The following is a 13,305-nucleotide window of genomic DNA, read 5'->3' as shown; positions in this document are numbered from 1 at the left end:
ACCGGTCAGCGGCCCCCGGCCTCCCGGAAGTCCGCCGCCGCGAGCAGGGCCGTGTCCGCGTTGTCGGAGAAGATGCCGTCGATGCCGGTGCCGAACCACGCCTTCAGCGCGCCGAAGGCGTCGCCGTAGGCCGCCGGGTCGGTGCCCCTGCGGAACTCGGCGGGCAGGAAGGTGTTCTCGTTGCGCTGGGTGTACGGGTGGAGGATGAGGCCCTGGGCGTGGGCGTCCCGTACGAGCGTGGTGGAGGTGCCCAGCTTCCCGGCGGCGTCCCGGGGGATCACCAGGTCGAGGGTGGGGCCGATGCCCTGGGCGTACGAGGCGATCCAGCGCAGGCCGGCCGGGGTGACGAGGTCGGCGACGGTGCGCGGGTCCCCCGCCTGGACGAAGTCCCAGGGGCGGGTGTCGGCGCCGGAGAGGAGGACGACTCCCGGGGAGTCGACGAGCTTCGAGAGCCGCTGGATGCTGCTGGGCTCGAAGGACTGGAGGAAGACCGGGGAGTTCGCGCGGTGGCGGCCGTAGCGGCGCAGGAGGCGGGCGAGGCGCTCCTCCAGGGCGAGGCCGATCGAACGGAAGTACGTGGGGTGCTTGGTCTCGACGTGGAGCCAGACCTCGCGGCCCCGGCGGCGGCCCTCCTCGTCGGCCCAGCGCAGGACCTCCTCGAAGGTGGGGACGGCCCAGCGGCCGTCGTAGAGGGTGTTCTCCTGCCGGGTGCCGGGGATGCGCTCGGTGGCGCGCAGGGTCTTCAGCTCGGCGAGGGTGAAGTCCTCGGTGAACCAGCCGGTGAGCCGGGCGCCGTCGACGCTCTTGGTGGTCCTGCGGGAGGCGAACTCGGGGCGGGAGGCGACATCGGTGGTGCCGGTGATGTCGTTCTCGTGGCGGCAGACGAGGTGGCCGTCCTTGGTGGGGACGAGGTCCTGCTCGATGACGTGGGCACCGAGGTCGAGGGCGTGCTGGTACGAGCCGAGGGTGTGCTCGGGGCGGTAGCCGCTGGCGCCGCGGTGGGCGATGACGGTGGGGACGGGGAGCGAGCGGTAGCCGCGCCCGTTGCCGTTGCCGCGGTCGTGGCCCCGGTGGTCCCCGTCCTGCGGGCGGCCGGTCTCGGCGGCCTGCGCGGTGCCGGCGCCGGCGAGGCCGGCGGAGGCACCGAACGCCGCCGCGCCCGCCGCGCCGAGTACCGTGCGCCGGGCCGTGGTCCGGGGTGCGCCCTGGGTCATGGAGGTCCTCCTGTGTGATGTCCCGCACCTGTCGTGGGGTGGCCCCGACGGTAGGCAGCGATCCCCTACGGACGGCGGACCCGGGCCGAACATGGCGGAAACACGTGTCAACGGCGCGTATCCGTTCGGTGAACCCGATGTGCGGACCGCGCTGACCCGCGAGTATCGTCCCGTGCTGCACCGTCGGCTCTCCGGAGCCGTTCGCCCGACACCGGAGGAACCGTTGTCCCGTCACGCGATCGTCAAGGCCACCCTCGGTCCGATCCTGCGTCTGATGTTCCGCCCCCGCGTCGAGGGCGCCGAGAACGTTCCCGGGACCGGGCCGGTGATCCTCGCGGGCAACCACCTCACCTTCATCGACTCGATGATCATGCCGATCTGCCTGGACCGCCCGGTGTACTTCATCGGCAAGGACGAGTACGTGAAGGGCAAGGGCGTGAAGGGCCGCCTGATGGCCTGGTTCTTCACCAGCGTCGGCATGATCCCGGTGGACCGGGACGGCGGCCGGGGCGGTGTGGCGGCGCTGATGACGGGCCGCCGGGTGCTTGAGGACGGCAAGATCTTCTCGATCTACCCGGAGGGCACCCGCTCCCCCGACGGCCGCCTCTACCGGGGCCGTACCGGCGTCGCCCGGCTGACGCTGATGACCGGCGCGCCGGTGGTGCCGTTCGCGATGATCGGCACGGACAAGGCGCAGCCGACGGGCGCGGGCTTCCCCCGGCCGACACAGGTGACGGTGCGGTTCGGCGAGCCGATGGAGTTCTCCCGCTACGAGGGGATGGACCGCGACCGGTACGTCCTGCGGGCGGTGACGGATTCGGTGATGGCCGAGGTGATGCGGCTGTCGGGCCAGGAGTACGTGGACATGTACGCCACGAAGGCGAAGGAAGCGGCCTGACCGCCCGCCCCGCGCGAGAAGGGCGCCCCCGCACGGACGGTCTCCGTGCGGGGGCGCCTTCGTGCGCGGGGCGGGCGCGTCAGTGCTCGACGCCGTCGGCGAGCTTCTGGTTCTTGAGGAGGAACCAGGCGGCGACGGCGGTGGCGAGGAGGACCGCCGCGCCGGCGCCCGCCGCGATCCGCAGGCCGTCGACGAACGCCTCCTGGGCGGCGTGGACCAGCTCCCCGGCGCGGGCCGGGTCGAGGGCCCCGGACGCCTCCACGGCGCCGCCGAGCGAGTCGTGGGCGGCCGAGGCGATGTCGGAGGGGACGCCGGCCGGGGTGGCGAAGCCCCGGTAGACGCCGGTCACGATGGAGCCGAGGACGGCGATGCCGAGGGCGGCGCCGAGCTCGTACGCGGTCTCGGAGACGGCCGAGGCGGCGCCGGCCTGCTCCTTGGGGACGCTGGACAGGATCACGTCGGCGGTGACGGTGAAGGAGAGTCCCGCGCCGACGCCGACGACGAGCAGGCTCGCGCCGAGCAGCGGGTAGCCGGTGTGCTGGCCGATCGCGGTCAGGACCGCGAGGGCGAGGCCGACGGCGGCGAGACCGCCCGCGGCGACCACGCGGACCGAGAAGCGGCGGGCGGCCCGGCCGGCGAGCAGGCCGGCGGTCACCGCGCCGACGGCGGCCGGGAGTTCGGCGAGACCGGCCTCCAGCGGCTGGCGGCCCTGGACCAGCTGGAAGAACTGGGACAGGAAGAACACCAGGCCGGAGAGGCCCAGGACGGCGAGCAGGTCGGCGAGGACGGCGCCGGAGAAGCCGCGGTTGCGGAACAGGCGCATGTCCAGGAGCGGGCTCTTCAGGGTGAGCTGGCGGCGGACGAAGCCGCCCAGTCCCGCGACGCCGAGGAGGAGGGCGGCGGCCACGTCGAGGGTGAACCCGTGCGAGGCGAGTTCCTTGATCGCGTAGACGACGCCGATCATGCCGACGAGGGAGAGGGCGACGCTGGGCAGGTCCCAGGGGCCCGGGTCCGGGTTCTTCGACTCGGGGATCAGCTTGGCGCCGATGACGACCAGGACGGCCATGACCGGCAGGTTGATGAGGAAGACCGAGCCCCACCAGAAATGCTCCAGGAGGAAGCCTCCGACGACCGGGCCGACGGCGGCGCCGGCCGAGGCCATGGCGCCCCAGACGCCGATGGCGAGGCTGCGCTCGCGCGGGTCGTGGAAGAGGTTCCGGATGAGGGCCAGGGTGGACGGCATCAGGGTCGCGCCGGCGACGCCGAGGAGGGCGCGGGCGGCGATCATCATCTCGGGGGTGGTCGCGTAGGCGTTCAGGACCGAGACGGCGCCGAACGCGGCGGCGCCGATGAGCAGCAGCTTCTTGCGGCCGATGCGGTCGCCGAGGCTGCCCATGGAGACCAGCAGGCCGGCGATGACGAAGGAGTAGACGTCGCCGATCCAGAGCAGCTGGGTGCCGGTCGGCTTCAGGTCCTCGGAGAGGAACGGGGTGGCCAGGCCGAGCACGGTGGCGTCCACGGCCACCAGCAGCACGGCCAGGACGAGCGCGGCGAGGGCGAGCCACCGGCCGGGGCGGCGCACGCCCTCGGTATGGCTGTCGGGCCGGACGGTTTCGGTGGTCACTTCTCCACGCTCCTGCGCGCTCCACCGAGCAGCAGCTCGGTGATCATGTACGAAAAGTCGTTGGCGGCGACCCGCCCGTCGGCGACGGCCCAGGCTCCCGAGCCGATCAGCCCGTAGAGCGCCTCGCACAGCCAGGCGGGGGTCAGGTCGATCCGGAAGGCGCCCTCTTCCTGGCCGCGCCGGAAGAGGGCGACCAGGCGGGCGTCGAGGCGGGCCCAGCCCTCGTTCTGCCCGTCGCCCTCGAACAGCTGGTTCTCGGTGACGAGGAAGGAGAGGAGCGGGGCGACGGGCTGGAGGGCGGGGACGAGGCGGCGGACGGCCTCGTCGGCCGGCCCCTCCTCGATCCGGGCCGCCTCCAGGGCGGCCTCGGTCTCCTCGATGCCCAGCTGCTCCAGCGCCCGCACGAGCGCGTCCCGGCCGGCGAAGTGCCGGTGCAGGGTGGCGCGGCCGATCCCGGCGGCCCGCGCGACCTCGTCCATGGTGGCGGTCGCCTTGCGGGAGAGCAGGGCGGCGGCGGCGCGAAGCACCTGGGTGCGGTCGACTGACATGAGACGACCATACACCACGCGAGACATTTATGTCTCACGTGGAATGTCAGCCGCTCACGGAAGGGCCGGAGAACGCCGGAAGGCCCCTCAGGGGAGGGGCCTTCCGGGAAGCGGAGCGGGGACGGTTGCCTCTTGGCGTCCGCCCAGGTGCGGCGGTTACTTCTTGGCGTCCGCCCAGGCGTGCTGGACGACCAGGTCGGCCTTGACCTCGACCAGCTGGACGGCGACCGCCGAGGGGGCGGTGCCGCCCCGGCCGTCGCGGGAGGCGAGGGCGCCGGGGACGTCGAGGACGGTGCGGACCTCGGGGGTGAGGTGCTCGGAGATCTTGGCGAACTGCTCGTCCGTCAGCTCGTCCAGCTCCTTGTCCTCGGACTCGGCGACCTTGACGCACTCGCCGGCCACCTCGTGGGCGACCCGGAACGGCACGCCCTGCTTGACCAGCCACTCGGCGATGTCGGTGGCGAGCGAGAAGCCCGCCGGGGCCAGCTCCTCCATGCGCTCCCGGTTGACGGTGAGGGTCGCCATCATGCCGGTGAAGGCGGGGAGCAGGACCTCCAGCTGGTCGCAGGAGTCGAAGACCGGCTCCTTGTCCTCCTGGAGGTCGCGGTTGTACGCGAGCGGGAGGGCCTTGAGGGTGGCCATCAGGCCCGACAGGTTGCCGATGAGGCGGCCGGACTTGCCCCGGGCCAGCTCGGCGATGTCGGGGTTCTTCTTCTGCGGCATGATCGACGAACCGGTGGAGAAGGCGTCGTGGAGGGTCACGAAGGAGAACTCCTTCGTGTTCCAGATGATGATCTCCTCCGCGATCCGGGAGAGGTTCACCCCGATCATCGCCGTGATGAAGGCGAACTCGGCGACGAAGTCGCGGGAGGCCGTGCCGTCGATCGAGTTGCCCGCCGAGCCGCGCTCGAAGCCGAGGTCCTTGGCGACCGCCTCCGGGTCGAGCCCGAGGGAGGAGCCGGCGAGGGCGCCGGAGCCGTACGGGGAGACCGCCGTCCGGGTGTCCCACTGGCGCAGCCGCTCGGCGTCCCGGGAGAGGGACTGGGCGTGCGCGAGGACGTGGTGGGCGAAGAGGACCGGCTGGGCGTGCTGGAGGTGGGTGCGGCCCGGCATGGCGACGTCCGCGTGGGCCTCGGCGAGGCCGACCAGCGCGTCCTGGAGGTCGGCGATCAGGCCGCCGATGATCCGGGCGTGATCGCGCAGGTACATGCGGAAGAGGGTGGCCACCTGGTCGTTGCGGGAGCGGCCCGCGCGGAGCTTGCCGCCGAGGTCGGCGCCGAGGCGCTCCAGGAGGCCCCGCTCCAGGGCGGTGTGGACGTCCTCGTCGGCGATGGTGCCCACGAAGGAGCCGTCGGCGACGTCCGCCTCCAGGCGGTCGAGTCCGGCCAGCATGCGGGTCAGCTCGTCCTCGGTGAGGAGTCCGGCCTTGTGCAGCACGCGCGCGTGGGCGCGGGATCCGGCGATGTCGTAGGGGGCGAGGCGCCAGTCGAAGTGGACCGAGGCGGAGAGCTTCGCGAGGGCCTCGGCGGGACCGTCGGCGAAGCGTCCGCCCCAGAGCCGGACGTCACCGTTGTTGCTGCTCACTTCTGGTTGCTCCTCGCCTCGATGGACCGAAACCCTTGATGCATGAGTATGCAGAACTCCGCATGATTCGTCAATCGACGTCGGGGGCGCGCCCCACGAGCGGCCAGGGCCACGGAAAACCGCGGGCGGGTGCGGGCGGACGGCGCCTAGCCTCCCCCCATGACGAACGAGGCGGAGGCGCGAAAGGTGGCGGTGCGGGGGCTGGCGCGGGGGCTGCCCCCGCGCCGGGTCCTGGACGTGACGCGCCCGAAGGCGTGGATCCGGCTGGACCAGGACGTGCGGCGGGCGATCCGGGGCGGCGCCCTCGCGCCCGCGCACGCGTGGCTCGTGGGAACCGGCGGGCCCGGGTGGCGGCTCTGGAGCCGTGCCGCCGCCGAGGTGCGGGAGGCGCCCGCCGAGGCCGGTCTCGCCCTCGCCCTGTGCGACCCCGACGGACGGATCCGGGAGGCCGCGCTGCCGTACGCGGCGGGCCGGGCGGAGCTGCTGCCGCTGGTCGCGGTGCGGGCGGCGGACTGGGTGGCGCCGGTCCGCGCGCGGGCCCTGGAGCTGCTGCGGGAGGCGCTGCCCGGCGCCTCGGCCGGGGAGCTCGCCGTCACCGCGCCGGTGCTGCTGCGGCTCTCCGGGCGGCTGCGGGGCGACACCGGCGCGGAACTCCTCGACGGACTGCTGCGGGACGGCGACGCGGCGCGGGTGACCGCGCTGCTCCTCGGCTGCCGCGACGGGGCCACCCGGCGGGCCGCGCTCTCGGTCGCCCTCGACCGGGGGCTGTACGACGGCCCCGGTCTGGCGCGGGTCGCGGCCGGGGACCACGACCCGGTGGTGCAGGAGCGGGCCGCCTCGGCGGCGGTGGCCGCGGGCGTGCCGGAGGCGACCGTGCCCGTCCTGCTGGGCTCCCGCTTCGGGCGGGTGCGGGCGGCCGGGGTCACCGCGCTGCGCGGGGCCGGCCGGCACGCGGAGGCGGAGCCGTACCTCTACGACCGGTCGGGGCGGGCGCGGGCCTGCGCCCGGTGGGTGCTGCGGCGGGGCGGGACCGAGCCGGCGGACCTCTACCGGGCGGCCTGCGCGGCCGCCGAGGTGCCGGACCGGGCGCCCCTCGGGCTCGGGGAGTGCGGGACGCGGACCGTGGACGTACCCCTGCTGCGGGAACTGACCGCGCACCGGAACGGCCGGGTGCGGGCGTCGGCGGTCGCCGGGCTGCGGCTGCTCGACGCGGCGGACCCGAGGCGGATGCGGGAGCTCCTCGGCGATCCCGAGCCCGCCGTCGTACGGGAGGCGGCGCGGGCCCTGCGGCCGTGGACCGGCTGAGCACCCCGGTCCGTGAGGAGCCCCGTCGCCACCGGCGTCGGCGGACTCCCCCACTCGGGCCAGTGGCGTGGCAGGGCGCGCGGGGGGCGCCTAGCGTCGCGCCATGCGTACCCTCCTCGCGCTCGGCGCGGTGCTGCTCTGCCTGGCCCCGGGCGCGGGCCCGGCGCAGGCGTCCCCGGCGGACCTCCCGGTGCCGCTGCCCGCGCGGATGGCGGACACCGGCGGCGGCTCCCAGCTGATCACCGCCGTCGCCCCGGACACCGCCGCCACGACCGGCACGGTGACCTGGTGGGACCGGCGGGACGGCCGCTGGGTCCGGGCCGGGTCGGCGCCCGCCCGCTTCGGCGCGAACGGCCTCGCCGAGGGGAGCGTGCGGCGCCAGGGCACGAGCACCACCCCGACGGGCCTCTACGACCTGCCGTACGCCTTCGGCATCCGGCCCGCGCCGGCCGGCACCCGCTATCCGTACGTGCGGGCCACCGAGGACTCCTGGTGGTGCCAGGACAACGCCTCGCGCGCGTACAACCGCTGGGTGGAGGGCCTGCCGCCGGACTGCCGCCCGACCGAGGCCGAGCACCTCACCGCGTACGGCACCGCCTACGCGCACGCGCTCGTCATCGGCTTCAACTACGCCCGCCCGGTCCGGATGCGCGGCGCGGGCATCTTCCTGCACGTGAACGGCCGGGGTGCGACGGCCGGCTGCGTCTCGGTCCCGGCGGACGCCCTGCGCGCGATCCTGGCCTGGGCGGACCCGGACCGCTCCCCGCACATCGCCGTCGGCACCCGAGGGGGTCCGACGGCGGTCGTGCGGTACTGAGGACGGCCCGGCGGGGCTCAGTTCCCCTTCTGCGCCAGCCGCAGCAGGTGGTCGGCGAGGGCCTGGCCGCCGGTGGGGTCGCGGGAGATGAGCAGGAGGGTGTCGTCGCCCGCGATGGTGCCGAGGATCGCGTGGAGTTCGGCCTGGTCGATGGCGGAGGCGAGGAACTGGGCGGCGCCCGGCGGGGTGCGCAGGACGACCAGGTTGGCGGACGCCTCGGCGGAGATGAGGAGTTCGCCGGAGAGGCGGCGCATGCGCTCCTCCTTGGCGGACTCGCCGAGCGGGGCCTGCGGGGTGCGGAAGCCGCCCTCGCTGGGGACCGCGTAGATCAGCTCGCCGCCGGTGTTGCGGATCTTCACCGCGCCGAGCTCGTCGAGGTCGCGGGAGAGCGTCGCCTGGGTGACGCTCAGCCCGTCGTCCGCGAGGAGCCGGGCGAGCTGGCTCTGCGAGCGCACCGGCTGCCGGTTGAGGATGTCGACGATCCTGCGGTGGCGTGCGGTGCGGGTCTGCGGGACCGACGGCCCTCCGTGGTCGTGCTCCTGCGCGTCGGTCATCGTCGCCTCATTCTCCGGTTCGTCCTTGCCCGTTCGCCTGGTCCAGGACCGCCGGCAGCGCCTGGAGGAAGGCGTCCGCCTCGGCGTCGGCGAGGACCAGCGGGGGCATGATCCGTACGACGTCGGGGGCGGGCGCGTTCACCAGGAGGCCGGCGTCCTGGGCCGCCTGCTGCACCTGCGGCGCGAGGGGCCCGGTGAGCACGATACCCAGCAGGAGTCCCGCGCCCCGGACGTGGGAGACCAGCGGGTGGCCGAGGCCCTCGATTCCGGTGCGGAGCCGCTCGCCGACCGCCTTGACGTGGTCGAGGGCGGCGTCGGCGGCGAGGACGTCGAGGACGGCGAGTCCGGCGGCGCAGGCGACGGGGTTGCCGCCGAAGGTGGTGCCGTGGTGGCCGGGGGCGAAGAGTTCGGCGGCCTCGCCGAAGGCGACGGCGGCGCCGAGCGGCAGACCGCCGCCGAGCCCCTTGGCGAGGGTGACGACGTCGGGCTCGACGCCCTCGTGGGCCTGGTACTCGAACCAGTGGCCGCAGCGGCCGATGCCGGTCTGGACCTCGTCGAGGACGAGGAGGGTGCCGGTGGCGCGGGTGATCTCGCGGGCGGCCTTCAGGTAGCCGGCGGGCGGGACGACGACGCCGTTCTCGCCCTGGATCGGCTCGATGATGACGAAGGCCGTCTCCTCGGTGACGGCGGCGCGCAGCGCGTCCGCGTCGCCGTACGGGACGTGGGTGACGTCGCCGGGCAGCGGCAGGAAGGGGGTCTGCTTGGCGGGCTGTCCGGTGAGGGCGAGGGAGCCCATGGTGCGGCCGTGGAAGCCGCCGTCGGTGGCGACCATGCGGGTGCGCCCGGTGAGCCGGCCGAGCTTGAAGGCGGCTTCGTTGGCCTCGGCGCCGGAGTTGCAGAAGAAGACCCTGCCGGGGCGGCCGAAGAGGGCGAGGAGCCGTTCGGCGAGCGCGACGGGCGGCTCGGCGGAGAAGAGGTTGGAGACGTGGCCGAGGGAGGAGATCTGCCGGGTGACGGCCTCGACGACGGCCGGGTGGGCGTGGCCGAGGGCGTTGACGGCGATGCCGCCGACGAAGTCGAGGTACTCGGTGCCGTCGGCGTCCCAGACCTTGGCGCCCTCGCCCCGGACGAGGGGCAGGCGGGGGGTGCCGTAGTTGTTCATGAGCGATCCCCGCCACCGCTCGGTCAGTGCCTCGTTGCTCATGATTCCCCCTGTCCGTCCGGCACGACCATCGTGCCGATACCCTCGTCGGTGAAGATCTCCAGCAGGATGGAGTGCTGGACGCGCCCGTCGATGACGCGGGCGGTGGTGACGCCGTTGCGGACGGCGTGGAGGCAGCCCTCCATCTTGGGGACCATGCCGCTGGACAGCTCGGGCAGCAGTTTCTCCAGCTCGCTCGCGGTGAGCCGGCTGATGACCTCGTCGCTGTTCGGCCAGTCCTCGTAGAGGCCCTCGACGTCCGTGAGGACCATCAGGGTCTCGGCGCCCAGCGCCGCAGCGAGTGCCGCAGCCGCCGTATCAGCATTGACGTTGTAGACATGTCCGTCGTCCTGGGAGCGGGCGATGGAGGAGACCACCGGGATGCGGCCGTCCTCAAGGAGCGCCTGGAGGGCGCCGGTGTCGATGGCGGTGATCTCGCCGACCCGGCCGATGTCGACGCGTTCGCCGTCGATCTCGGGCAGGTGCTTGGTGGCGGTGATGGTGCGGGCGTCCTCGCCGGTGAGGCCGACGGCGAGCGGGCCGTGCTGGTTGAGCAGGCCGACGAGCTCGCGCTGGACCTGGCCGGCGAGCACCATCCGTACGACGTCCATGGCGTCCTCGGTGGTGACCCTCAGGCCGGCCTTGAACTCGCTGACGATGCCGTGCCGGTCGAGGGCGGCGCTGATCTGGGGGCCGCCGCCGTGCACGACGACCGGCTTGAGGCCGGCGTGGCGCAGGAAGACGACGTCCTGGGCGAAGGCCGCCTTCAGCTCCTCGTCGATCATGGCGTTGCCGCCGAACTTGATGACGACGGTCTTGCCGTGGTGGCGGGTGAGCCAGGGCAGCGCCTCGATGAGCGTCTGGGCCTTGGGGAGCGCGGTGTGCTTCCGCGTGGCGCTGCTCACGACGAGTACGCGCTGTTCTCGTGGACGTAGTCGGCGGTGAGGTCGTTGGCCCAGATGACGGCGGTCTCGGTGCCGGCGGCGAGGTCGGCGGTGATGACGACCTCCCGGAAGCGCATGTCGACGAGGTCGCGGTCCTCGCCGACGGAGCCGTTCTTGCAGACCCAGACGCCGTTGATGGCGACGTTCAGCGCGTCGGGCTCGAAGGCGGCGGAGGTGGTGCCGATGGCGGAGAGGACGCGGCCCCAGTTGGGGTCCTCGCCGTGGATGGCGCACTTGAGGAGGTTGTTGCGGGCGATGGAGCGGCCCACCTCGACGGCGTCGTCCTCGGTGGCCGCGTTGACGACCTCGATGCGGATGTCCTTGCTGGCGCCCTCGGCGTCGCCGATGAGCTGGCGGGCGAGGTCGGCGCAGACCTCGCGGACGGCCTCGGCGAAGTCGGCCTGGGCGGGGGTGGTGCCGGAGGCGCCGGAGGCGAGGAGGAGGACGGTGTCGTTGGTGGACATGCAGCCGTCGGAGTCGACCCGGTCGAAGGTGAGGCGGGTGGCGTCACGGAGGGCGGCGTCGAGGCCGGCCGCGTCGACGTCGGCGTCGGTGGTGAGGACGACGAGCATGGTGGCGAGGCCGGGGGCGAGCATGCCCGCGCCCTTGGCCATGCCGCCGACCGTCCAGCCGTCCTTGGAGGCGACAGCCGTCTTGTGGACGGTGTCGGTGGTCTTGATGGCGATGGCGGCCTTCTCGCCGCCGTGGGCGGAGAGTTCGGCGGCGGCCTTCTCGACGCCGGGGAGGAGCTTGTCCATCGGGAGGAGGACGCCGATGAGGCCGGTGGAGGCGACGGCGATCTCGCCCGCGCCGACCTCGGTGCCCTGTCCGCCGAGGACCTCGGCGACCTTCTCGGCGGTGGCGTGGGTGTCCTGGAAGCCCTGCGGTCCGGTGCAGGCGTTGGCGCCGCCGGAGTTGAGGACGACGGCGGTCAGTTCGCCGTCGGCGAGGACCTGCTGGGACCAGACGACGGGGGCGGCCTTGACGCGGTTGGAGGTGAAGACTCCCGCGGCGGCGCGGCGCGGCCCGGTGTTGACCACGAGGGCCAGGTCCGGGTTGCCGTTCTGCTTGATCCCGGCGGCGATGCCCGCCGCCGTGAATCCCTGCGCTGCGGTGACGCTCATGGAGCGACTCCAATCGTGGAGAGTCCGGTGTCCTCGGGAAGGCCGAGGGCGATGTTCATGCTCTGCACCGCGCCGCCCGCGGTGCCCTTGGCCAGGTTGTCGATGGCGCTGATGGCGATGATCCGGCCGGCGTTCGCGTCGTACGCGACCTGGACGTGGACGGCGTTGGAGCCGTACACGGACGCGGTGGCCGGCCACTGCCCCTCGGGGAGGAGGTGGACGAAGGGCTCGTCGGCGTACGCCTTCTCGTAGGCGGCGCGGACGGCTCCGGCGGTGGTGCCGGGCTTCGCGGCGGCGGTGCAGGTGGCGAGGATGCCGCGGGGCATCGGGGCCAGGGTGGGGGTGAAGGAGACGGTGACGCGCTCGCCGGCCGGGCCGCTGAGGTTCTGGATCATCTCCGGGGTGTGCCGGTGGCCGCCGCCGACGCCGTACGGGGTCATGCTGCCCATGACCTCGCTGCCGAGCAGGTGCGGCTTGAGGGCCTTGCCCGCGCCGGAGGTGCCGGAGGCGGCGACGATCACGGCCTCGGGCGCGGCGAGCCGGGCGGCGTACGCGGGGAAGAGGGCGAGCGAGACGGCGGTGGGGTAGCAACCGGGCACCGCGATGCGCTTGGACCCCTCCAGCGCGGCGCGGGCGCCCGGCAGTTCGGGGAGGCCGTAGGGCCAGGTGCCGGCGTGCGGGGAGCCGTAGTACATCTCCCAGTCGGCCGGGTCCTCGAGCCGGAAGTCGGCGCCCATGTCGACGACGAGGACGTCGTCCCCGAGCTGTTCGGCGACGGCGGCGGACTGTCCGTGCGGGAGGGCGAGGAAGACGACGTCGTGTCCGGCGAGCTCCTCGGCCGTGGTGGGCGCGAGGACCCGGTCGGCGAGCGGGAGCAGGTGGGGCTGGAGGCCGCCGAGGCGCTGTCCGGCGTTGGAGTGGCCGGTCAGGGTGCCGATCTCGACGTGGGGGTGGGCGAGGAGGAGGCGCAGGAGTTCCCCGCCCGCGTATCCGCTCGCGCCCGCGACTGCTGCTCGTACCGTCATCGAAAGACCCTCCTCATGGATGGCATGACTATACGTGCCGCTGTAGTTTTATGCAATGCGGCGGTACGGGCCCGGCGCGCCGGACCGGTGTGACCGAGAATTTTCGTTGGCGCATGGAGAGTGCCAGTCGGCACACCTTGGTCATGTAGCGCTGTGCACCCAGAGCAGCTGTGCAGCCGGAGAGCCTTGCGCGAGGAAGTCGTACGCGGTGGTGTGCGACGGAGTCGTATACAGAGGGCTCGATATCTGCCCGACGACGTAGTGGAGTTCCGTCACGGATAGGCGTCAGACGGGAAGACTGTGCAGTAACTACGACACCGTGTCTGCGACTCCCTTTACCATGGGGCCATGGCGCAATGCACAGCACCCTCCCGAGGTCACCGCACCGCGAGTGGAGCCGCGAACTGCCCAGCGTGCAGCAACTGGGGAAGATCGTACTCCCGGTCGTCATACCCGTCGGGGTCCTC

The 13,305-nt window shown here is 73.4% G+C and carries 12 protein-coding genes; 3 read left to right on the top strand and 9 right to left on the bottom strand.

Annotated features, from left to right (window positions below; genetic code table 11):
• Positions 1-5: 5 nt before the first annotated feature.
• Positions 6-1,214: a glycerophosphodiester phosphodiesterase gene (locus tag IE219_RS12050; protein ID WP_189976636.1), complete on the bottom strand. Its 1,209-nt coding sequence runs from the start codon at positions 1,212-1,214 to the stop codon at positions 6-8.
• Between the two features lie 274 nt (positions 1,215-1,488).
• On the opposite strand from IE219_RS12050, the gene IE219_RS12045 reads away from it, so the two are divergent.
• Positions 1,489-2,112: a lysophospholipid acyltransferase family protein gene (locus tag IE219_RS12045; protein ID WP_373298818.1), complete on the top strand. Its 624-nt coding sequence runs from the start codon at positions 1,489-1,491 to the stop codon at positions 2,110-2,112.
• Between the two features lie 79 nt (positions 2,113-2,191).
• Here the strand turns inward: IE219_RS12045 and IE219_RS12040 are convergent, their stop codons facing one another.
• From IE219_RS12040 to argH, 3 genes are all read right to left on the bottom strand, one after another.
• On the bottom strand, positions 2,192-3,736 hold the full coding sequence (locus tag IE219_RS12040) for an MFS transporter (protein ID WP_189976634.1): 1,545 nt from the start codon (positions 3,734-3,736) through the stop codon (positions 2,192-2,194).
• Entirely contained in the window at positions 3,733-4,284 is a 552-nt protein-coding gene (locus IE219_RS12035; protein WP_189976633.1) for a TetR/AcrR family transcriptional regulator, read from the bottom strand. The genes IE219_RS12040 and IE219_RS12035 overlap by 4 nt, the downstream gene beginning before the upstream one ends.
• A 156-nt stretch (positions 4,285-4,440) precedes the next feature.
• Complete coding sequence (gene argH / locus IE219_RS12030) at positions 4,441-5,868, bottom strand: argininosuccinate lyase (protein WP_189976632.1); 1,428 nt, start codon at positions 5,866-5,868, stop codon at positions 4,441-4,443.
• Between the two features lie 159 nt (positions 5,869-6,027).
• Here argH and IE219_RS12025 point away from each other — a divergent pair, with 159 nt between their 5' ends.
• Both IE219_RS12025 and IE219_RS12020 read left to right on the top strand, forming a co-directional pair.
• Positions 6,028-7,173, top strand: coding sequence for a hypothetical protein (locus tag IE219_RS12025; RefSeq protein ID WP_189976631.1), 1,146 nt, complete (start codon positions 6,028-6,030; stop codon positions 7,171-7,173).
• Positions 7,174-7,276: 103 nt separating this feature from the next.
• Positions 7,277-7,990 (top strand): L,D-transpeptidase family protein, encoded by a 714-nt coding sequence (locus IE219_RS12020; protein WP_189976630.1) that lies wholly within the window; start codon positions 7,277-7,279, stop codon positions 7,988-7,990.
• A 17-nt stretch (positions 7,991-8,007) separates the two neighbouring features.
• Here the strand turns inward: IE219_RS12020 and IE219_RS12015 are convergent, their stop codons facing one another.
• Genes IE219_RS12015 through argC form a run of 5 tightly spaced genes read right to left on the bottom strand, consistent with a single transcriptional unit; the run spans position 8,008 to position 12,838 of the window.
• A complete protein-coding gene (locus IE219_RS12015) occupies positions 8,008-8,544 on the bottom strand; it encodes an arginine repressor (RefSeq protein WP_189976629.1) in 537 nt (178 codons plus the stop codon).
• Between the two features lie 7 nt (positions 8,545-8,551).
• Complete coding sequence (locus tag IE219_RS12010; RefSeq protein WP_189976628.1) at positions 8,552-9,748, bottom strand: acetylornithine transaminase; 1,197 nt, start codon at positions 9,746-9,748, stop codon at positions 8,552-8,554.
• Positions 9,745-10,650 carry an acetylglutamate kinase gene (argB, locus tag IE219_RS12005; RefSeq protein WP_189976627.1) on the bottom strand — a complete coding sequence of 302 codons (906 nt, stop codon included), beginning with the start codon at positions 10,648-10,650 and terminating at the stop codon, positions 9,745-9,747. Before argB ends, IE219_RS12010 begins: the two co-directional genes overlap by 4 nt.
• Positions 10,647-11,813: a bifunctional glutamate N-acetyltransferase/amino-acid acetyltransferase ArgJ gene (gene argJ, locus IE219_RS12000; protein WP_189976626.1), complete on the bottom strand. Its 1,167-nt coding sequence runs from the start codon at positions 11,811-11,813 to the stop codon at positions 10,647-10,649. The genes argB and argJ overlap by 4 nt, the downstream gene beginning before the upstream one ends.
• On the bottom strand, positions 11,810-12,838 hold the full coding sequence (gene argC, locus IE219_RS11995; protein WP_189976625.1) for an N-acetyl-gamma-glutamyl-phosphate reductase: 1,029 nt from the start codon (positions 12,836-12,838) through the stop codon (positions 11,810-11,812). The genes argJ and argC overlap by 4 nt, the downstream gene beginning before the upstream one ends.
• Positions 12,839-13,305 lie beyond the last annotated feature (467 nt).

The sequence above is a fragment of the Streptomyces termitum genome, assembly GCF_014650175.1.
In the GTDB taxonomy this organism is placed as follows: Bacteria; Actinomycetota; Actinomycetes; order Streptomycetales; family Streptomycetaceae; genus Streptomyces; species Streptomyces termitum.
This window is presented reverse-complemented; position numbering and strand designations above follow the sequence as displayed.

What these genes read in the sequence shown, in the direction of transcription:
- IE219_RS12045 (WP_373298818.1), top strand. Translation starts at nt 1,489, where the DNA reads ATGTTCCGCCCCCGCGTCGAGGGCGCCGAGAACGTTCCCGGGACCGGG.
- IE219_RS12015 (WP_189976629.1), bottom strand. Translation starts at nt 8,544, where the DNA reads ATGACCGACGCGCAGGAGCACGACCACGGAGGGCCGTCGGTCCCGCAG.
- IE219_RS12050 (WP_189976636.1), bottom strand. Translation starts at nt 1,214, where the DNA reads ATGACCCAGGGCGCACCCCGGACCACGGCCCGGCGCACGGTACTCGGC.
- argJ (WP_189976626.1), bottom strand. Translation starts at nt 11,813, where the DNA reads ATGAGCGTCACCGCAGCGCAGGGATTCACGGCGGCGGGCATCGCCGCC.
- IE219_RS12035 (WP_189976633.1), bottom strand. Translation starts at nt 4,284, where the DNA reads ATGTCAGTCGACCGCACCCAGGTGCTTCGCGCCGCCGCCGCCCTGCTC.
- IE219_RS12010 (WP_189976628.1), bottom strand. Translation starts at nt 9,748, where the DNA reads ATGAGCAACGAGGCACTGACCGAGCGGTGGCGGGGATCGCTCATGAAC.
- IE219_RS12020 (WP_189976630.1), top strand. Translation starts at nt 7,277, where the DNA reads ATGCGTACCCTCCTCGCGCTCGGCGCGGTGCTGCTCTGCCTGGCCCCG.
- IE219_RS12025 (WP_189976631.1), top strand. Translation starts at nt 6,028, where the DNA reads ATGACGAACGAGGCGGAGGCGCGAAAGGTGGCGGTGCGGGGGCTGGCG.
- argC (WP_189976625.1), bottom strand. Translation starts at nt 12,838, where the DNA reads ATGACGGTACGAGCAGCAGTCGCGGGCGCGAGCGGATACGCGGGCGGG.